The sequence below is a fragment of the Mucilaginibacter gracilis genome (assembly GCF_003633615.1).
In the GTDB taxonomy this organism is placed as follows: domain Bacteria; phylum Bacteroidota; class Bacteroidia; order Sphingobacteriales; family Sphingobacteriaceae; genus Mucilaginibacter; species Mucilaginibacter gracilis.
The window spans coordinates 3,947,440-3,966,421 of the sequence record NZ_RBKU01000001.1 but is presented as its reverse complement, the minus strand read 5'-3'; the positions used below and the strand labels follow the sequence as shown (position 1 = coordinate 3,966,421).

General features: G+C 44.4%; 16 protein-coding genes. 6 read left to right on the top strand and 10 right to left on the bottom strand.

All coding sequences use genetic code 11. The annotated features are described in order from the left end of the window. Positions 1-39: 39 nt before the first annotated feature. The 6 genes from BDD43_RS17585 to BDD43_RS17560 form a co-directional block, all read right to left on the bottom strand. A complete protein-coding gene (locus BDD43_RS17585; protein WP_121198907.1) occupies positions 40-1,005 on the bottom strand; it encodes a FecR family protein in 966 nt (321 codons plus the stop codon). A gap of 193 nt (positions 1,006-1,198) precedes the next feature. After that, positions 1,199-1,774 (bottom strand): RNA polymerase sigma factor, encoded by a 576-nt coding sequence (locus BDD43_RS17580; RefSeq protein ID WP_121198906.1) that lies wholly within the window; start codon positions 1,772-1,774, stop codon positions 1,199-1,201. Between the two features lie 116 nt (positions 1,775-1,890). Next, complete coding sequence (mobC, locus tag BDD43_RS17575; protein ID WP_121198905.1) at positions 1,891-4,047, bottom strand: conjugal transfer protein MobC; 2,157 nt, start codon at positions 4,045-4,047, stop codon at positions 1,891-1,893. 30 nt (positions 4,048-4,077) lie between these two features. Beyond that, the gene (locus tag BDD43_RS17570; RefSeq protein ID WP_121198904.1) at positions 4,078-5,349 is read right to left on the bottom strand and encodes a relaxase/mobilization nuclease domain-containing protein; all 1,272 of its coding nucleotides are present in this window, start codon (positions 5,347-5,349) and stop codon (positions 4,078-4,080) included. After that, positions 5,334-5,741: a plasmid mobilization relaxosome protein MobC gene (gene mobC, locus BDD43_RS17565; protein ID WP_121198903.1), complete on the bottom strand. Its 408-nt coding sequence runs from the start codon at positions 5,739-5,741 to the stop codon at positions 5,334-5,336. Before mobC (BDD43_RS17565) ends, BDD43_RS17570 begins: the two co-directional genes overlap by 16 nt. A 187-nt stretch (positions 5,742-5,928) precedes the next feature. Further along, the gene (locus BDD43_RS17560) at positions 5,929-6,123 is read right to left on the bottom strand and encodes a hypothetical protein (RefSeq protein WP_121198902.1); all 195 of its coding nucleotides are present in this window, start codon (positions 6,121-6,123) and stop codon (positions 5,929-5,931) included. Positions 6,124-6,374: 251 nt separating this feature from the next. Here BDD43_RS17560 and BDD43_RS17555 point away from each other — a divergent pair, with 251 nt between their 5' ends. The 5 genes from BDD43_RS17555 to BDD43_RS17535 all read left to right on the top strand — a co-directional run bounded on the left by BDD43_RS17555 (position 6,375) and on the right by BDD43_RS17535 (position 14,316). Continuing rightward, positions 6,375-8,114, top strand: a complete 1,740-nt coding sequence (locus BDD43_RS17555) for a phospholipase D-like domain-containing protein (RefSeq protein ID WP_121198901.1) — start codon at positions 6,375-6,377, stop codon at positions 8,112-8,114. A 342-nt stretch (positions 8,115-8,456) separates the two neighbouring features. After that, on the top strand, positions 8,457-9,071 hold the full coding sequence (locus tag BDD43_RS17550) for an RNA polymerase sigma factor (protein WP_121198900.1): 615 nt from the start codon (positions 8,457-8,459) through the stop codon (positions 9,069-9,071). Positions 9,072-9,150: 79 nt separating this feature from the next. Next, on the top strand, positions 9,151-10,056 hold the full coding sequence (locus tag BDD43_RS17545; RefSeq protein WP_147425675.1) for a FecR family protein: 906 nt from the start codon (positions 9,151-9,153) through the stop codon (positions 10,054-10,056). Between the two features lie 210 nt (positions 10,057-10,266). Next, a complete protein-coding gene (locus tag BDD43_RS17540) occupies positions 10,267-13,431 on the top strand; it encodes a TonB-dependent receptor (RefSeq protein WP_162847107.1) in 3,165 nt (1,054 codons plus the stop codon). 15 nt (positions 13,432-13,446) lie between these two features. Beyond that, positions 13,447-14,316 (top strand): hypothetical protein, encoded by an 870-nt coding sequence (locus tag BDD43_RS17535; protein ID WP_121198897.1) that lies wholly within the window; start codon positions 13,447-13,449, stop codon positions 14,314-14,316. A 365-nt stretch (positions 14,317-14,681) separates the two neighbouring features. On the opposite strand, the gene BDD43_RS17530 is transcribed toward BDD43_RS17535, so the two are convergent. From BDD43_RS17530 to BDD43_RS17515, 4 genes are all read right to left on the bottom strand, one after another. Next, entirely contained in the window at positions 14,682-14,918 is a 237-nt protein-coding gene (locus BDD43_RS17530) for a hypothetical protein (protein ID WP_246001639.1), read from the bottom strand. A gap of 60 nt (positions 14,919-14,978) precedes the next feature. Beyond that, on the bottom strand, positions 14,979-15,308 hold the full coding sequence (locus tag BDD43_RS17525; RefSeq protein ID WP_246001637.1) for a hypothetical protein: 330 nt from the start codon (positions 15,306-15,308) through the stop codon (positions 14,979-14,981). A 123-nt stretch (positions 15,309-15,431) separates the two neighbouring features. Then, on the bottom strand, positions 15,432-16,166 hold the full coding sequence (locus tag BDD43_RS17520) for a hypothetical protein (RefSeq protein WP_121198896.1): 735 nt from the start codon (positions 16,164-16,166) through the stop codon (positions 15,432-15,434). A gap of 12 nt (positions 16,167-16,178) precedes the next feature. Beyond that, a complete protein-coding gene (locus BDD43_RS17515; protein WP_121198895.1) occupies positions 16,179-17,273 on the bottom strand; it encodes a TonB-dependent receptor domain-containing protein in 1,095 nt (364 codons plus the stop codon). Between the two features lie 69 nt (positions 17,274-17,342). On the opposite strand from BDD43_RS17515, the gene BDD43_RS17510 reads away from it, so the two are divergent. Then, positions 17,343-18,869, top strand: coding sequence for an IS1182 family transposase (locus BDD43_RS17510; protein ID WP_121195523.1), 1,527 nt, complete (start codon positions 17,343-17,345; stop codon positions 18,867-18,869). Positions 18,870-18,982: the final 113 nt, after the last annotated feature.

Genomic DNA, 18,982 nt, shown 5'->3' with positions numbered 1-18,982 from the left:
CTTGGTTCCAAGCAGGGCCCTTGCTTTTTTTATTGGGGTTTAATATAATTCTACTTCAGTTTTGCTTATCCAACGGAATTTGCAGTCTCCCAGCAGACAAAAAGTGCTGATGATCTCTTCTGCGGTTTGTCTTTTATTAAAATTGGCGCTTACTTCAACTTTGTCCAAAGATTTTTTAGTATGCTTTAAAGTGATACCATATTGGTTAAACAGGACAAGCGCGAGCCCCTCTACACCACGTCCCCTTAATTCCCATTGTCCGGTGCGCCATGATGCCATGGTTTCCGCATTTTCGATCCTTTTATCAAATGTTTTTGTTGATCTGTTAAAGCTGATCATATCGTTCTTGACCAAGACACCTTGTGCTTGCTGGCTGATCTTTCCAACCTTAACCCGGCCCTCTAAGACGGCAACCTGGGTTTCGGTCAGCCCGTCATAGCTGCTGATATCGAACTGTGTTCCTAAAACGGTAGTTTCTATACTATCCTGGGTCTGAACTTTGAAAGGGTGTGTTTTATCGTGCGTTACCTGGAAAACGGCCTCGCCATTCAGCCGGAGCGATCTGTTGTTTTTAAAATCTGGAGAATAAGAAAGCTTCGTACGTGCATTCAGCCATACAACGGAACGGTCAGGCAGGGTCACTTTTCTTACTTCACCCTTGCCGGTGCTGATCTGTATGTATGCTGTTTCCTGCTGTCCTGAATTTCTGATGCTCTTATTGATCCATAAGCCCGATAGTACTAAAATGCCGACCATTGAAGCCGCCACTGCAATTTTTTTCCAAGCCGGGAACATAGAAATGATACGGTTTTTCCCTTTCGCGAAGCGTGGGCTTTTCCTCAGTGAATTGAGCATGCGGTGCTGGTCGGCACTACTTAGGTCTTCGACTTCCTGGTTTTCGCCAATGCGAGTGAACCAAGCCTCTAACAGTTTGGTTTCTGCTGGACTGCATTTGCCGGAAGCGTATTTTTCAAGCAGTTTTTTTAATTCCTTTTCTGTGGGCATCGTATTTTATTTTTCAATTGAGCGCCCCATGATCAGGCCCTCTATTTATATAGTAACCGAAAATGAAATTTCGGCTATATGAAAAATACGATTTAACGATTTGTTAATATTCGGATAAATTACTTAACATTGAAATTTTAAAAAAAACAGCCTCTAAGGGCTAGAAAAGAAGTGTTTTGAGATAGGACAATTATTATAAAAGAAAGCTCGATTTTCGAAGCGCAGAGGTGAAACGTTTACGAACTTCCTTTAAATGATTGTGAACGGTATTGTGAGATATGGAAAGACCATCAGCAATTTCAGCTATACTTAACCTCTTTTCGTAGCGTAACTCATATACACGACGCATTTTCTCGGGCAGGTTTGATCGTTCTTCTTCCAGCAAATGTTCCATTTCTGTTACCTCGGCAACTTTGAACGCCTGGGGCAATTCTGCCAACTGAGCAAGATCTTCTGGTAAGGTCTCCCAGGTCTCAATAAAGTTTGCCGGTATTTTGTTCGATCTAAAATAATTAAAGACCTTATTAATAGCAATCCCATATATATAGGGGTATATGGCTCCTTGTGGATTACTGGTCACCCTTTTTTCCCAAAGGGACAGGAATACTTCCTGTGTGAGATCCTCGGCCTGATCACGGTCACTGATACGTTTGTTGATCTCGGTAAAGACAGATTTCAAATACCGCAGGTACAATGTTTCAAACGCAGTATGGCTGTCCTGCTTTATCAGTTGCCATAATTCCTCGTCCGTTTGAATGTTTTCTGTCATACAATTTCGATCACCATTTGCAGGTGATTTCCATTTTGTTTTTTTACAAAGGTATTTAATTCATATTAACTTTATATTATGGTTACGTTTCACATAAGTGCGGTAAAGCATTGCCACTACCTTGATAGCGGTTTTTCTTCCGAAAACTGTTCATTTTTATCAATCTTTTTCCGTTGGGTCAACATTCTTTTTTCTTTCCTGGATTGCCGTTTTCCAGGCTTTTTACTGTCTGTTTCTATAATTTCTTTCGACGTAACAGCAGTTGGCTTAATCTCCGCTTCTGCGTGCTTCTTGACTTCTTGCTTTGCCGCATCCAGCGCTTCTTTTCTTGCAGTCAAAATGCCAATTTCCCTTTCGATCAGGTCTGCGATTTCAGCTTTGATCGTCTTGTAATTCTCTTCCACATCCAATGTGCTTACGTTTGCAACAGCCGGAATGGGTTGGTAATTATCTTCCTCAGCCTTGATAGCCGCATGGTCATTCTGTATCTCGCTGTGAAATATCTTCAGCTCGATCTTTTCGTCCGGGTTATCTGCCACCATGCCTACAAATGAACCTGAAGACAGGCTGGAGATCTTTGATGCCGGTACGGCATATTCCAGTTGTGTGGATTTGCTAACCGAAGTATCGGAGCTGTTGATGCTGACACTGTTGCGCTCCTGCATGATCTTGCCCAGCCGCTCGGAAAGCTGCTTGGCCGTATCACCGGTGACCTGCCCGCTGATAATATTACCGACAATATTCATGATGACCTCCGCCTGTTCCCTCCCGTAGTCCTTCTTTAACTGGCTGTAGTCCTGTATCCCAAGCGTGGTAGACACCTTGTTCGAACGAGCGGTAGCGATCAGGCTATCTATGTTATTAAAATAGATGGTAGGGAACTCATCAAAGATCAGGCTGCTTTTGAGTTGGTTCTTCCTGTTCGCCAGTTTGATCACCCTGGATATGTAGAGCGATAGCACCGCGCCGTAGGTTTGCAGTTTCTGCGGATTATTCCCCATGCAAACGATCTTTGGGGATAAGGGGTTATTGATATCCAGCGTAAAATCGTTACCGGATAATACATAATACAATTGCGGTGAAGACAATCGAGCGAGACTGATCTTGGCGCTGGCTACCTGTCCCTCCAGCTGGTCGGTGGCTTTGTTCTGGTAGGCAGAGATAAAGGGATTGATCAATACTTTGATTTCTTCCTCTTCCTTCAGCAAAGGAAACAGCTCTTCATAGTCGGCCTGCATCAGTTCGATCACATGCGGAAGGGTACAATACCTGCCATCGCGGTACCTGCGCAAGTACCAGATAATGGCCGTTAAAAAGTTGATCGGGCTTTCTACGAAGAACTCGCCCTGTTTTTTTATCCAATCCCTGTTCAGTCCCAAAAGTATTGTTCTTGAAGCTTCGGTCGCATCGGTAATGTCTTCCATGCTCTGCGGGTCGAGGGGGTTACTGCGATGGGTACGCGAAAGGTCATCAAAATTGATCAGGTAGAATTGCGGCTTAACCTTGAAGTTTTCTTTGTATCTGATCAATTTATTATAGGCGATCTTCGTCAGGTCATCAAACTTAAAGTCGTAAATGAACATGCTAAAGCCCTTTTTCAGGTGCTGGTCGATTACATGGCGGATCACGAAATACGATTTACCTGCACCGGGTGTACCAACTACAAGCAAACCCCGGAAAGGGTTGATAAAATTGATCCAGGAACTGCGGATCTTCTTTCTAAGGGCATACCGTGCCGGAAGGTTGACCGAGTATTCATTTTCCAATAGCCGTTCTTCCTGGGGAAAGGTTTCATTTTCTGTATTAAAAATATCTTTGGTCAGCCCCAGGCTGATCAAGCGGGATAGCCGTACGCCACCTGTTAGGATCAATAGGTAGCCTAAAGCGGTCAAACCTATGTAGCTGATGGTAATAATCGCTGGCGAAGCTATAAGGTAAAATGATAAGCCGCTGATAAAATATAATAGCAGTCCTGCACCCAGATAAATGGCAATCGTATCCTTTCTGATCTTTTCCTCCTTTTTGCCTTTGGCACCGATCAGGGAAATAAGCAGGAATACCAATGCGGCAAGCTTGGGTTTGAGCATACCCATGAACAGCCCGGTCTTTCCGATATTGAGCACAATTCGCGTGGTGATCTCTGCCGTCAGGTGCCAGGCCTGAAAGGCGGCATAACAGCTGATGTAAAAATGGATACTAAGTATAAACAGGCTGATGAGCCTTGTAAAATCGATGATCTTTCTAAGTCCCTGGGAGTCTTCTCCGGTCTGCATAGCTGTATTTATTTAATGGTTAATGGATGGTCAGAAGCGTATGCCCTTGCGTTTCTTTCGTTTTTTTCTTGGCATGAGTGGGCTGCCGTCTTCCCTGTTCGGGTTTTCCAGCAGGGATTGCAGTAAACGATCGGGTTCCCTATGTAACAGGTTTGGCAGGTCTTTCTGTTCCTTTTCCAGCAGGTTTACCGATGGCCTGTTTTTGGTGAGCAGTGATGTCTGTTGCGGTTTCACTTTTAGTTTATCTGAAGTGGCGAACTGCTCTATCAATGCTTTTGCGCTGTAGGCCTTGCCCAGGTCGCTGCCGTTAAAGACTGATTTATTACCGTGGTTGATATAAGTGATGCCATAGGTTCGGCCTTGTTCATTAGTGCGAAAAGCAACCTGAATGTTGTAATTTTTAAGCTCTGCCACAAAGGTGGACTTGCTGATGGCCGTGTATTTATTCAGCGTTTGATCAAGGGCGTTCTTTAGCGGTTCTTTGTAAACCTTTCGCTTCTCAATATTCTGCTCAAACTTCTTTTCCAGGTTCCTTAGCGTTGGCTTGCTGTAAAATGAGCTGGCCTTGATCGGTACGCCAAGTGTTTTGCCATTTACATCGATCAGCGAAAACATCAGGCCTTTCTTTTCAAACATCGCGGTATGCTCGGCACCACGCATCGCCACTACGTTAAAGCTTTTGAGCACGGCATTCAGTTCGGCGAGGCTCGTGTACTTATAATCCCTTGTTACCGCTGTCACCACATTGCTGATCGCCCGTTTGGTGGGCAACTGTCCATATTGTGCTTTGGTCAGGTCGGCAGGCTTAATGCCGGGTTCCTGCTTGAACTTCCTGCTTTCGGCTCTAACCAGCTTAAACTCCTGCTCGATGGCCTTACGGGCAGGTTCCGATAGGAGTTTGCCGATGTTGTGCAGGTCGATGCGTTCGCCTGCCGCTGTAATATTGGTCGTGGTAACATGGATGTGCTGGTGGGCGGCATCATCATGGCGGTAGACCAGGAAAGGCTGGTCGCCAAAACCTATCCTTTCCATATAGGCAATGGCAATGTCCTGTAATTTGGCGTTGCTCAGATTTTCGCTGGCATCAAAGTTCAGCGAGATGTGCAAGGCATTGGTTTTTACATTGGGTTTTAGTTCAGTGAGGTGATTAAAACGTTGCAGCTTCTGCTGAAAATTCATTTTTTCTATCTCTCCCGCAAACCCACTGGCCAGGATCAGGCTGGCTTCTCCGGCTATTACCTTGTTCTCGTTGTAGTGCAGCATTCCCCTGATACTTTTGCCGGTACTTATTTTTGCAACCATTTTTCAGCGAGTTTGGACATGATCTTTAGCAGGCGGTCTACCTTTATATCTACCTGCTGATAGAGTTCTGCCACTTTTGTAACATTGTACGCCCGGCTGGTTCCGGTTCTGTCCTGGTTAAAACTGCGGGTGATCTGGTTGATGTTTACGCCGATGGCTTTCAGTTCCTTTCGGATGAGGGCTAGTTCTTCCATAATTGGGTTTAGCGAAACATCATGGTGATAGAGGTTGATCTTTTGGCCGGACAGGATCTTACGGGCCACCGCTGCTATAGAAAGATTTTTACTGTCTTTCCTTAACTTTTCCAGCCGGTTGTAGGTGCTTTCTGTAACTCGGATGATGAGGTTATGGCTAAGCAGGTCTTCGGGTTCGTTCACTTTCTTTCGTGTCATAAACTACACTTTTTGAAAGTTCAGGGTTTGCGAGTTCCGAGCAAATCCCCTGGCCTCGAGGCCAGCAAAGATTCTTTTGCGCATGCAAAAGTACATCTTTGCTTAGACCACGCGGGCTACAGGAAAGCTCCTTCGGGAAGTTGTCCTGAACTTTGGTGATGTGATGAATAAATGTTATGGGTTCGCTTTAAAAAGCGGTGCCGGAATTAGCGGATTTGTCAACTGTTTTTTCGTTGGATTGGAACTTTTCCAGTGGTACGAAGCTTATTAAAAGCTGCAGGATCTTTTGGCGCGGCTCCTGGCGGATGCGCTTGATTTTCGGCAATGATGTGCCGTTGAATTTTCGGCCTTTCAGGTCGGTTATTGTCTTTGGATTTCTCATGACTATCTGAATTGATAATCAAAGGTGATGAGGTTGAACGGTGGGTGTTCGCAAGTGGGACGGTAGTTGCGAACGATTTAGGTTTCTGCCACGTATGCGTATGTTATTGGTTATTCAAATTCATGCATCACAATACGGCTATAGATTCAATGTTTAATTAGAATTATGCTATGATTAAATATTGCAATAGCGACTATTTAATCAATGTAACTTTCTGTAAATTAGCCTAATTAACCTTAATCCTTTATAAGATGTCACAGAAAGTATCTTTAGTCCCGACTGGCATAGTTACGCCTGTTGTACAGGCGTCTCCGCCAATAATATCTGTTTGCTCCAACAATGACCAGGTGATTGTTGCCTGGAAATACGCCGAGCCCATCAAAGATTGTATAGGGTTCGCGGTGTATCGTAAATTGAATAATGAGAGCGATACAGAAGCGGACGCGTTGATGAATCGTGTCGGCTTTGCAGACGAAGCCTTTAAAAAAGGCGAGCAAAGACCAAGTTATGAATGGCCGATCCAAAGGTTTATCTGGACTGATTTTTCCGTCAGCGAGGGTGATACCGCCAGTTACAAGATTGTTCCTATATTATATGACGGCGATCAATTATCTAAGGATATGCTAAATGCTTCAGCATGGTCGGCTGTGGCCCAAATGAAAACGGGGATAGACGCAGCAGGTAACCCATCACCATACCATGTATATTTCAACCGAGGTATAATTTCCTCTCAGTTCTTCTCCCGTATGAAGGAGAACCTTTCTTCCGAATTGCCGGGTACAACGATTAAAGCGATCATAGGCGGGGCAAATAATAAACTAAGGGATTTCCTTGGTGGTTTTCTTGATAACAGGCTTTTTTCTTTATTAGACGATGTGATTGGTAATCCTGACCTGACCATTTATTCGGCGCTATATGAACTCCATCAGTCCGACCTGCTGGATAAATTAAAAAAGATCGGATCAAGGGCTCATGTTATTCTAGCAAACGGCGCGGCAAAAAAGAAAGGCGAAGATAAAAATGAAGATAGCCGGAAAGAAATCAGGGATGCCGGTGTGGATGTTTACGACAGGATAGTAGATGTTACCCAAAAACACTTCGCCCATAATAAATTTGTGGTAATTTGCCATAAAGGCGACCCTATACAAATCTGGTCTGGAAGTACGAACTGGACACCCGGCGGATTGTTTTCGCAAGTGAATAATGGTATCTTCATCGAAGATCCTGCATTGGCAAAAGTTTACAAAGCGGAGTGGGATGCGCTTAAATACGATGTGGTAACAGATGACAGCGGTTATGGTACTGCTTTATATGATAAGAACAAGGCAGCCCATTCGTTTGGCAGCGCAAATAGCAGGGTATGGTTTGCGCCGACACCTGCTTTCGATGATCTGAAAGATGTGGAATCATTGATGGAAGCTGCTACCACCGGCATATTATTTTTGATGTTTAACCCCGGCCCAAAAAATACATTCTTTAACTATATAATTGATCTACAGACGAGGAAACCCGATCTGTTTATTCATGGCGTAATTAATCAAGACCCCGGTGCGACAGGTAAGATCCCGGCACCATTGATATTCTTTCACCAGGGGCAACAGACCGAGACGGATTGGAACGCCATTATGCCCGAAACGATTTCTGAAGAGTTTAGTTTTTGGTATAAAGAGGTAAGCGCGGGAATGGTTACTATTCATAGTAAAATCCTGGTAATTGATCCGTTCGGGCCAAATCCCTATGTGGTAACAGGCTCCCACAATTTCGGGCCTAAGGCAAGTTCAACCAATGATGAAAACCTGCTGATCATCAATGATAAAAAGGTAGCGGAACAATATGCGGTAAATATTATGGCTGTATATGACCACTATCGCTGGAGATATTCGTTATTCAAAAAAAACACGGATTTCAAGGGCTTGAGCAAGGACAGGGAATGGATGGCTGATTATATGGAGAATAAACTGCGGGCCAAAGAACTTGATTTCTGGTTGTAATTGTTCATTCTATATGATAACAAAGAGTTGTTGTTATCATCACTTTACACTCTTACTTTTGCCCCACATTTATTGGGCTTGCAGGGTGTTCTTTATACAATGGATAAGATCAGTTAATAATTAAATTAAAAGAGTAAGCAAAGCACTCTTCAATATGAATTATAATTAAGCAATCATTAGTAGAGGGCTGGACGGCAGCAGTTGAAGGTTCGATTCCTTCCTCTACATCTAAGTTTTAACAGTCAGAAAGACATCATACTGGTTGATTTAAACAAAAGAATCCAAATTATAACCACCAATGACTTAATATGTAATTAACCTGAAACGGAATATCTTTGTGTGATGGAACATGCTACGGATAAAGAACTCATCAGGCTGATCCGCCTATCGGATTACGCCGCTTTCGATGAGCTACACCACAGGTATTGGGCCAGTTTGCGCAGGCTCGCTTACCGGAAAACCGGCGACCGGGCGGACGCCTTTGATTTGGTACAGGAAATGTACATTGAGCTTTGGGAAAAAAGAGAAACGCTGGCATTTGGCGATGAACTGAACGGCTGGTTGCACAACCGGCTTTGGTTTAAGCTATCAACCTATTACCGCACAAAGGGCTTCCAGGAAAAGCACCTTGAAAATATCAGGATAAATCTGGAGGCGGATCTGAGCTTCCCACAACACGATGTATTGGAACTGGTGGAAAATCAAAAGAAATATGACCGGTTACTGGATGTGGTCAATCAAACCATTGAAGAAATGCCGGACAGGATGCGCGAGATATTCCTGCTGAACCGGAACGAGCAAAAAAACGTGTCCGAAATTTCCGAAAAACTGGGTATCTCTCCCAAAACTGCACGTAAACAGTTAGACAGGGCCATGGTCAGGCTGCGGCTCTCTACACAAAATTACAAAGCCTCGACGATGGAACTCCTGTTTATTGCCTGGATAATCTACAGTTAGCAATTATTTAATCATTTCTTAATATGAATCTTGTACGTCTTTGGGTGCATTGCTGCTTTATGTAAGTAGCAGTATATTTATGGAAAACCAAAACGATCAACAAGAACAAGAATTCCGGCACCGGCTCTCCCGGCTCAATTTTACGGACGGGGACCTCATTGAAGAACAGCTCAAGGCCGAACAGTTGTGGTCAAACCAGGAATTACGCTTGCTGCTTAAACCAAGAAAGATCATAAACATCAGGAGATGGATGTCAGCAGCATCCATCGTACTTATGCTTTCGGCTGCATTTATTTTTCAGTACATCAGGAAGGAAAAGGCCGATGTTACAGCTGCAATAGCTTACGGCCAAATCCGTACTACTAAAGGCGAGCGTAAAACGGTGATCTTATCAGACGGTTCCCGCGTCACCATGAACAGTGCTTCTGTACTGAAATATCCGTTGGATTTTATTAAGAAAAACAGGGAGGTTGAACTTCAGGGGCAGGCTTTTTTCGAAGTAAAACATGACAGCGCACATCCTTTTATTATTCAGACCTCCAAATTAGCGGTACAAGTTCTTGGGACAACGTTTGACGTCAATAATTATGAAAATGAACAGGAACTTGCGGTAACAGTAAGTTCCGGAAAGGTCAGCGTTCTGGCTGCAAAAAAAGCCGGTTACCGCATATTGCTGCCAGGCGACCGACTGGTTTATCATCCGGAAAACGGAAAGCTGGAAATGCAAAAGGTACAACCGGATGATTATACTTCCTGGCAAAAAGGATACTACGTATTTGAAGACAAAAATCTTTCTTACATCTGCAAACAGCTGGAAAAAACCTATAACGTAGAATTCTTTTTTCAAAATCCTGAGCTAAAAAACAAGAAAATGAGCTTCAGGATCAGGGGGGAAAATATCACCAGGGTAACAGGAATGCTATCGCTGGCGGGCGGTTTCGATTACACCATCAAGGGCAGAAAGATCACATTAACGCATAGATAACCACCTTTATTAACCTCAAACCCCATACACTATGATATAAGCAAACATACCACCCCTTAAAAATAAAATGGCCTGTAAGCAGAAACGGAGGGCCTTCACCTCCTCCGTTCCCATAAGCTTCAGCGATCATTTGCAGTTAACACAACAAATTCATTCCAATAAGCTATGTACAATTTTACAAAAAAAAGTGTAATTAAACTCCTATATCAAATGTCGAGACTAACTTTTCTCGCAGTGATCGCCGTATTGACTACTTCAGGCCTTTTGATGGCCAGGGATGTAAGATCTCAGGACCTTAAAGAAATAAAGGTAAACGTCACCAAAACCTCATTGCTAAAAAACGTCTTTAAAGAACTTGAGCAGCAATCAGGTATCAGCTTTTATTATGCAGCGGACATTGGCGACGTTGCGAACGTCAGGCTGAAAAACAGAGCCGCGAGCATGCAGGATGTGCTGCAGGATATTTCCCGGATATACCGTTTAAAATTTACCCAATCCGGCTCGATGATCGCCGTTACAAGAACCCCGGTTCCCGCCAAACCCGGCCACATTTCTGGCAAAATTGTTGACGACAAAGGAGAAACCCTGCCCGGGGCAAACGTTAAAGTTGTGGAAACCGGTGCGGGTACGCAGGCCGGTGCGGATGGCAGTTATATCTTAAGCCTGCTGCCCGGTACCTATACGCTGGAATTCAGCTACGTATCTTTCGCTACGCACCGGGTTACCGGTGTGATCGTAACAGAAGGTAAAAATACGCCGCTTGATATTTCTTTGAAAACAGATTCGAGGGGATTGAAAGAAGTGGTGATTACTTCCGGGTACAAAAAGGCCTCTGTGGAAGGCCTTCTGGTCAAGCAAAAAAATGCTTCCGAGATCAGCAATGGCATCAGTGCAGAGCAACTGGCCCGAACGCCCGACAAAAATATAGGTGAAAGCCTGAAAAGGATCAGTGGTGTAAGCACGGTAGACAATAAGTTTGTGCTGGTTAGGGGAATTGGCGAGCGTTACAATACCGCCATGATGGATGGAACCGTGTTGCCCAGTACCGAAGCCCAAAGCCGTAATTTCTCGTTTGATATGATTCCGTCAGGCCTGGTAGATAACGTGGTAGTAAGCAAAACGGTTACTCCGGATATGAACGCCAGCTTTGGCGGCGGCCTTATACAGGTTAATACAAAGGATATTCCCAACGAAAACTTTATGAGTTTTACCGCCGGTGCTTCTTATAATGACCAAAGCACCGGTAAGGACTTTCTGAGCCATCAACGCGGCAAGTATGACTACCTGGGTTTTGACGATGGTCGAAGGGATTTCCCTACGGGATTAGTACAGACCAACAGAAACACGAGCCCTAACACCCAAAGTGAGCTTTCGGAAGCGGATTTTCAAAAAAAGGTAACCGATCAAAGTAAAAAGTTTACGAACGATAATTTCACCGTCTATCAATATAAAACGGCACCCTCACAAAATTACCAGTTTTCTATTGGACGTTTGTTAAAGTTAGATACGAGCAGCAATAATAAGCTGGGTTTTACCGGCGCTATCAGTTACCGCAATACGCAAAATATCAATATTATCCATAACCAGAACAGGGGCGATTGGAACCCGAACGCGCCCGATAATCAGGGAGCAGCGTATAGTTTTAATACCACCCTGGGCGCTTTGTTTAACATGGGTTTGCAATTGGGGAAAAACCGGTTCAGTTTTCGTAATACCTATACGCATGTTTACGATAATACCCTGGTGAGAATTAATGGCTCAACAATCGACGGAAGTGACTTCATGCGGATCAAGGAAGCTGATGATCCAACCTATACTGATCTATTGCAAAACAAACTAAGCGGACAGCATCAGTTAGGAAAAGTAAAAATTGACTGGGATTTTGCCAGAACTTCTATAAACAGGCAGGAAAAGGATGCCATTATTGCCTCAAGCAGATCCTTTTTGGTGGGCGATGAATATAAATATTTTTACTCTACTGGTACTATTACTGAACCTTCGATAACACAAACTTCACGTCAGCATTCCGAGAATAAAGAGCGCCATTATTCATGGAACTTGTCGGGCACCTTGCCTTTTACCCTGGCGGGAATCCGTAGTAATATAAAAACCGGTTATTTTGGCAATCAAAAAAAGGCAGAATTTGCTTGGCAGATTGCGGCCCTCGTAGCCAATAACCGACTCCCCGATAGTTTAAGTTACATACCCATAAGCCAGATGATAAGCCAGGGTAACCTTACTTATGATAAGTACAGTTATGGTATCCAACCATTTTTTGTAGATAATTACGAGGGTAAAAGCCAAACGCACGCAGGGTATATCATGCTCGACAACAGGATCTTAGATAAACTGAGGTTAGTATGGGGAATCCGAAGTGAATATTACAAATATACCGAGATCAAATACGGAACAAATAACAAAGAATCTGTAGGCGTATTCAGCGTAAAGCCCGACAAGCTTTGGCAATGGCTCCCATCGGCAAATTTAACCTATAGCCCTATACAATCCCTCAATATCAGGGGAGCGGTTTCCAGCAGTGTGGTAAGGCCCGAATTGATGGACAATAACCCATTTTTCAGATATAGCCCTTACCTGGATGGTTTATATGGTAATAAAGGTTTGTACAGTACCCGCATTAATAGTTATGACCTGAAAACAGAGTGGTTCCCGGGGTTGGGCGAGATTATTTCTGTAGGGGGCTACTATAAGCGTTTTGATAAACCTGCAGAACTGACCTACTTTTACAATGGTAGCGATAATTATTACCTGCAAAGCGCCGATTGGGCAAAAGTATACGGTTTGGAATTTGAGGCGCGTAAAAGCCTCGGCTTTATCGCTGCTGAGGGCATCTTAAAAAACGTAACGGTTTATGGCAACCTTACCCTGCAAAAATCAACCGTTCAGGCAACCTACGCTGTAGAAAACCCGGAAGCTGGAAAACCCAACTTGCAGGTTCCTGTTGCGCAAAAGAGGGCCATGTACGGGCAGTCTCCCTATTTATACAATGCTGGTTTTCAATACACAGGCAAACATTTCGGTTTGAATGCAGCTTATAATAAATCTGGTTATAAAACCTATATCGTGAGCGATGATCCCACGCTTATTGATTATGAAAAGCCGCGGGAACAGTTTGATCTTCAGGTTAGTTACCGGTTTTTGAAAAACAAAATAGAAATTAAGCTCAACGCCGGTAACCTCACCAACAATGCCTCAGTTTTTTATAGGAATACAGCCAGCTATGAAATGGGTGGCGATAAAAGCAAAGGTTACCGCCTGAAACCCGGGTTCAGCAATAATTATGAAAATGGCGACCAAATTAGATTTCAACAGAAATTTGGCCGCACCTACAGTACATCGCTTACTTATAATTTTTAACAAAGCGCATATATCATGAATACAGATTTGATATTAACAGGGCTATTTAAAACTTTGAATAAACCGAATAACCGGGGCGAAAAAAAACACTACTTTAAATTATATGATATGCATAAAATAAAATACATCGTTTTTCTTTTTCCGATTCTTTTGTCGGCTTGTAAAAAGGAACAGTTATTAAACCCGGAGAAGGGTACAAGCCCTGTAAACTTTAATATCCGGGGTGCGGTACTGACCACAGATACCCTGGAGCTGATTTTTAATAATAAGGTATTGGGTACGATTCCTGCTGGCAAAGTACCGTTTACAGGAGGGCTCTTTACTCCCGGAGATAAGATACAATTGCGTAAAAAAGCGGATGGTAAAATAATTAAAGAATTTGAGGTTGCCGAAAAGCCGTTTAATCAGGTTAAAAATTTCTTTTATGATGGTGCCACGCTGTCTGATAACATAGTGCTTACGCCTGTTAGCAACCCTGATAATATGGGTTTCCGGTTCAGGTTCAGCACCACTTTTAAAGATTTTTACGGTGGCCCGGTAGATCTCGAATTTTTGGACGTTGACGACAATACATATGAAATTGTACCTTATATCAAGGTAAAAAATATTACCGGGACTTTCGGCGATTTTATAGAATTTGCGCCTTTAAAACCAGATCACTCTTATTACTTATTGGTTTACAAAGCCGGCACAGAAGATCTACCTTATACAAGTCTGGAAAATGTTTCAGACGATGCGCAGTCAAATCCCTATCAACGATTTCTAACTTTCACTGATTTTAAAAAGGGAGACAGTCAATTACTTTCAATTTCACCCTATCTGTCTGAAAAGAATAAGGTATTGCAAGGCTACGATATGTCTGATCTTTCGGCTATTTTCAAATAAAAAATAAGCTTATATGCGTATCAGTGGAAAACGGCATGAGTATCTAAAGGAGCTTTACTGAAAATGGAGCCAATAGACCTGATAAGGAAATCCCAAATAAGAAGGCTGCTATTTTAATGCTGAAAGCAATTGTTAGGTTGGCTTATGGTGCTTAACAAGAATAAAGAGGCTGTATCAATCAAGGTACAGCCTCTTTTATATTTGTAGTATTCAGGGGATTTCACGGTTGAGCATTTATATTGATAATCTGATCTTCGGCACTAAAGTGCCAGCAATGGTCACGGCGGTGGGAATAACGCAGTAACATCCGTATAAAAGACGACGAGCTTGCCCAAGCAGGTAATGGTCGTTATGTCGCCAAATTTTCATCTTTGACATTGCCACCAAATAGCGGCGACAAGGGCATAAACCACCAACCCGCCGCCTGCGGCCATCAAGCCCAGGCGGATCAAATACGGGTTATATTCCGGTTCTTTTTTTTGCTTATTCATAGCTATTAGGAAGGGCACATAATACCGCCGGTCAAACCAGCGGGCCAACAGCAAAACGGCTATGTCCAGTACCAGTAAAATTGAAATGGCGATATAAGTGTTGCGCATCATTAAAGTCTTAAAAAAGGGCAGGCATTGCTGCACTGCCCTTGGTCACAATTCATATTAAGGTTAGGTGCCGTAAGCCTGCTGGATATTTTGCTTCAGCAGGAAAAACACCAGGGATTCTTGCGGGATCACTTTCTTCAGTTCCTTCAGCTTGACGCTTAAGAATTTGATCTTAGCCTCGTCGTACTGTTCGCGGTAGGCGATGATCTGGGTCAGCAATTCGGCAAGCAGCCGCTCATAACCAGCCATCATGCTTTCCAGCTCCTCCTGGTAGATCGCGGCTTGTTGCATGGCCTTTACCTCGCCGTTTTGCGCTAGTAATTGCTGCAATTGTGTTAAGGCAGCGATGAGGTGCCCGTGCTGTGTTTTGTTGATGCCTTGCATATATATCATCTTGAACTACCCGTGGTGCGTAGTTATCGTGTTCTTTTTTGAAAGGAATTGGCAGGTTAAAACGGCTGCCGCGTAAGGGCAGCCGTTTTTATAGCTGTTTATGTTGCGATTTTGCCTGCTGGCCTAAAGGTCAATGGCTGCTGAGGTGAACATGAATCCGGTGCCGGTTTCATCGGCGTTTAAAATAGCGACGGCGTTTGCTCCGCTGCCGGAAGTGAAATAAAACTGGCCCGTACCGTTCTCATCGGTGATCACCGCCCCTGTGGCCCGGTTGACCAGCTCGATATAAGCAATGGTAAGGGCCGGTATCAGGAATGTTTTTGGATGGAACTTATTGCGCTGAATGTCTTCATAGATGCCCACATCGTAAAAACCGCCCGCATTCGGGTCATACGAAACCAGGTGCGCGTCGATGACCGTGCCGTTTGGTTGTACACTGGCCGGTAACTTGTTATACAGCTGCACAGCGGCAGAATCGGGCGAGACCTGTAGTCGTTTGGTGAAACCTGATATCCCATAGAGTTCACTGTACGCGAAAACGAGCTCGATCGTTTTGTCCCTGATCATCGTTATGGTGGTATCAGCGACCAGGTCGCCCTTTGGAGCCAGGTAGATTCGTACCCGTCTTTTATTATCAACTATAAATGTTCTTTCGGGATAACTGTTCGATCCCGCCTTTAGCGTACCTACGAAATCATCGTCATAATATACGCTCAGATCCGGAAGGTCCGGCGTGTTCAGTGCGGAAACCTTCAGGTTGCCGTAGTAGTATTTTTCATCCCGAAGTTCCTCTTTTTTACAGGAAAACAATGCGGCAAGCATGGTCAGGATCAGGATGGCAAGTTTTATATGTTTCATGTTATTGGATGGTTAAAACTGATAACTGAATGATAAACTGAAGGTGCGGCCGGGTTTTGTCTCAAAGTCAACGACGTCCTTGTCCTTCTGGTAAAGTAATTGCTGCGTGTTCGGGGCTTTTTTAAAATTATTGATCTCCGGATCGTCGTAACGGTTAATATAAACCACAGAGGAACTGCCCAACAGGTTGCTGACGTTCAACTTTACTTCAGCGCGTTTTTTGAGCAGCCGGAAGGCCAACTGGCCGTCGAGGGATTCCAGGGGGCGTTCAAATAATGAAAACGCATACTGTATGTTCGGCCTGAACATCCGGTTGGTTACATAGTTGTAGGACATACTCAGCGAAAAAGGGCCGTCGTCATAATAAGCCCCGGCATTGTACATAAAGTTGCTCGCTCCTGTTTGGGGACGTTTTTCTTCTTCGCCGATATTTTCAATAGGCGTGATCTTGAGCGGATTGTCCGGGTTCCGCTGATTATAGCTCAGCAGCATGGGCGTAACCCTGGCGTCCAGGGCGGTGAAATTCCCATACAGGGTGAGGTGTTTGATGACCGGCAGGCCGGTGAAGGCCAGCGATTTACGCAATTCGACCTCGATCCCCCTGTTTTTTGCCGATTTGTTGTTGCGGAGCTCGTACTCGCGATTATCACCCACCTTGTAGATCTCCATCGGGTAATCGAGTTTCTTATAGAACAGCGAAATGGAGATGATCTCGCCGGGATTCGGATACCATTCATAACGAAAATCCAGGTTGTGGATGAGGGTTGAACGGATCAGTCCGGCTGTGTAGGCTCCGCCCAGCTCAAAATCATATTCCCTGAAGTAAGACAGCTCGCGCAGGTCGGGACGGACGATACTTTTGGCATACGCGAGGCGGAAGTTCATTTTCGGGGTCAGGCTATACGTCAGGTTCGCGGAGGGGAAAAGGTTCAGATTCGGCTCCCGGTTGAGCAGGTCGGAATAGTCGTACTGGTCTTTTTCGGGTTTGCCCTTATTGATATTGGCAAAGGCCGTGTCGAGCACCTGGTTAACTTTGTTAAGGTTGACATATTCTGCGCGCAGGCCCCACACGAGCCTGAGCTTTTCGCCGATGCGGTTGTCGAACATCAGGTGAGGCTGTCTCAAAAGTGAGGCAGCCTCTTGTTATTTTAGAGTGATTTTTGTTAACTTAAAGGCATGGGAGCGAAAGTAGTTTTTAAGCCATATGACCCTGACCAGTTAACATTTTTACCGTATAAACTGGAGGAGTTAGTACCTGAGGGCCACCCGGTACGCATAGTCAAACAAGTAGTTGACTTGATAGACGTTAAACCGATCAACCGCAAGTATAAAGGCGGCGGGGCATCAAGCTTCCATCCGCGGCTGATGCTGAAACTGCTGGTGTATGGTTACCTGACCAATACCTATTCATCAAGAAAGCTGGAAGACCAGGCGGCACAGAACGTCCACTTTATGTGGCTGTTGGGGATGAAGAAGCCCGATCACAATACCATAAACCGTTTCCGGAGCGAAAAGCTGTCGGGTATCTTAAAGCAGATCTTCTCTCAGATTGTACTGCTGTTGGCAGAACAGGGTATCGTTTCGCTTAAAGAGACTGTGTTTACCGATGGCACCAAGATCGAATCGGTGGCGAACAAATACACCTTTGTATGGGGCAAAAGCATCAAGAACAGTAAAGAGAAGATCAAAAGCCAGCTGGATGAACTATGGAAGTACGCGCAAGGCCTTGCGGCAGAAGAACTAAAAGATACCACGCCAATATCTTTTGAAGAGATCAACCCTGAAAAAGTAAAAGAAACCATAGCTAAGATCGATGCCGCTTTGAACGACAAGGAAGAAGTAAGCAAGCAGGTCAAACAAAAGCTGAACTATGCCAGAAAGAACTGGCCTGCAAACCTGGAACGTTATGACCAGCAGGAAAAGCAGTTAGGTATCCGTAACAGCTTTTCAAAGACCGACCCGGATGCGACTTTTATGCGGATGAAGGAAGACCACATGCTGAACGGGCAGCTTAAACCTGGATATAACCTACAAATATCCACACAAGATCAGTTCATCCTTAACTACAGCCTGCATCAAACCTCTACCGATTATCAGACCCTGCCATCTCACATAGACCAATACGAAGCACTATACAACACACTTCCCCAAGCAGTTGTGGCCGATGCCGGCTACGGTTCAGACGAGAACTACGGCATCTTACAGCAAAAAGGCATCGAAGCCTATATCAAGTACAATACGTTCGACAAAGAACAAAAGGAAGGCATCAAAGCGTTCAGTAATGACAGCCTGCATTACAACGAAGGGGAAAACTACCTGACCTGCCCGATGGGCCAGCGGATGGCACATATCGGTGATGGTCAAAGAATAACCACATCGGGCCATGTACAGCTGATCAGCCGTTACCAGGCAAAGAATTGTAATAACTGCCCCATGCGTGGCGTATGCCATAGCGGGCAGGGCAACCGGATCGTTGAGGTGAACCATTCCCTGAGAAAACACAAGCAGGAAGCAAAGGAAAGATTAAATACAGAACAGGGCATCAAATACCGAAAGCGAAGGCCTGCCGATGTGGAACCGGTATTTGCCCAACTGAAGCATAATCATGGCTTCAGGCGCTTTCTGCTGAAAGGCATGTCCAAAACCGAGGTCGAAATAGGCCTGTTATCCATCGCTCATAACCTCAGAAAGTGGAAAGCCTGAGGCTTTTCGCCCCCTTTTTCCAAAAAACGCTCTTAGAATCGATCAGAAACGAAATATCTGCACAATAGAGCTTCAGCCCCTAATAGCACAATCCAAATATATTCCATAAAAAA

Coding starts and splice junctions, on each gene's coding strand:
- BDD43_RS17585 (WP_121198907.1), bottom strand. CDS start 1,005: ATGCCCACAGAAAAGGAATTAAAAAAACTGCTTGAAAAATACGCTTCC.
- BDD43_RS17580 (WP_121198906.1), bottom strand. CDS start 1,774: ATGACAGAAAACATTCAAACGGACGAGGAATTATGGCAACTGATAAAG.
- mobC (WP_121198905.1), bottom strand. CDS start 4,047: ATGCAGACCGGAGAAGACTCCCAGGGACTTAGAAAGATCATCGATTTT.
- BDD43_RS17570 (WP_121198904.1), bottom strand. CDS start 5,349: ATGGTTGCAAAAATAAGTACCGGCAAAAGTATCAGGGGAATGCTGCAC.
- mobC (WP_121198903.1), bottom strand. CDS start 5,741: ATGACACGAAAGAAAGTGAACGAACCCGAAGACCTGCTTAGCCATAAC.
- BDD43_RS17560 (WP_121198902.1), bottom strand. CDS start 6,123: ATGAGAAATCCAAAGACAATAACCGACCTGAAAGGCCGAAAATTCAAC.
- BDD43_RS17555 (WP_121198901.1), top strand. CDS start 6,375: ATGTCACAGAAAGTATCTTTAGTCCCGACTGGCATAGTTACGCCTGTT.
- BDD43_RS17550 (WP_121198900.1), top strand. CDS start 8,457: ATGGAACATGCTACGGATAAAGAACTCATCAGGCTGATCCGCCTATCG.
- BDD43_RS17545 (WP_147425675.1), top strand. CDS start 9,151: ATGGAAAACCAAAACGATCAACAAGAACAAGAATTCCGGCACCGGCTC.
- BDD43_RS17540 (WP_162847107.1), top strand. CDS start 10,267: ATGTCGAGACTAACTTTTCTCGCAGTGATCGCCGTATTGACTACTTCA.
- BDD43_RS17535 (WP_121198897.1), top strand. CDS start 13,447: ATGAATACAGATTTGATATTAACAGGGCTATTTAAAACTTTGAATAAA.
- BDD43_RS17530 (WP_246001639.1), bottom strand. CDS start 14,918: ATGATGCGCAACACTTATATCGCCATTTCAATTTTACTGGTACTGGAC.
- BDD43_RS17525 (WP_246001637.1), bottom strand. CDS start 15,308: ATGATATATATGCAAGGCATCAACAAAACACAGCACGGGCACCTCATC.
- BDD43_RS17520 (WP_121198896.1), bottom strand. CDS start 16,166: ATGAAACATATAAAACTTGCCATCCTGATCCTGACCATGCTTGCCGCA.
- BDD43_RS17515 (WP_121198895.1), bottom strand. CDS start 17,273: ATGTTCGACAACCGCATCGGCGAAAAGCTCAGGCTCGTGTGGGGCCTG.
- BDD43_RS17510 (WP_121195523.1), top strand. CDS start 17,343: ATGGGAGCGAAAGTAGTTTTTAAGCCATATGACCCTGACCAGTTAACA.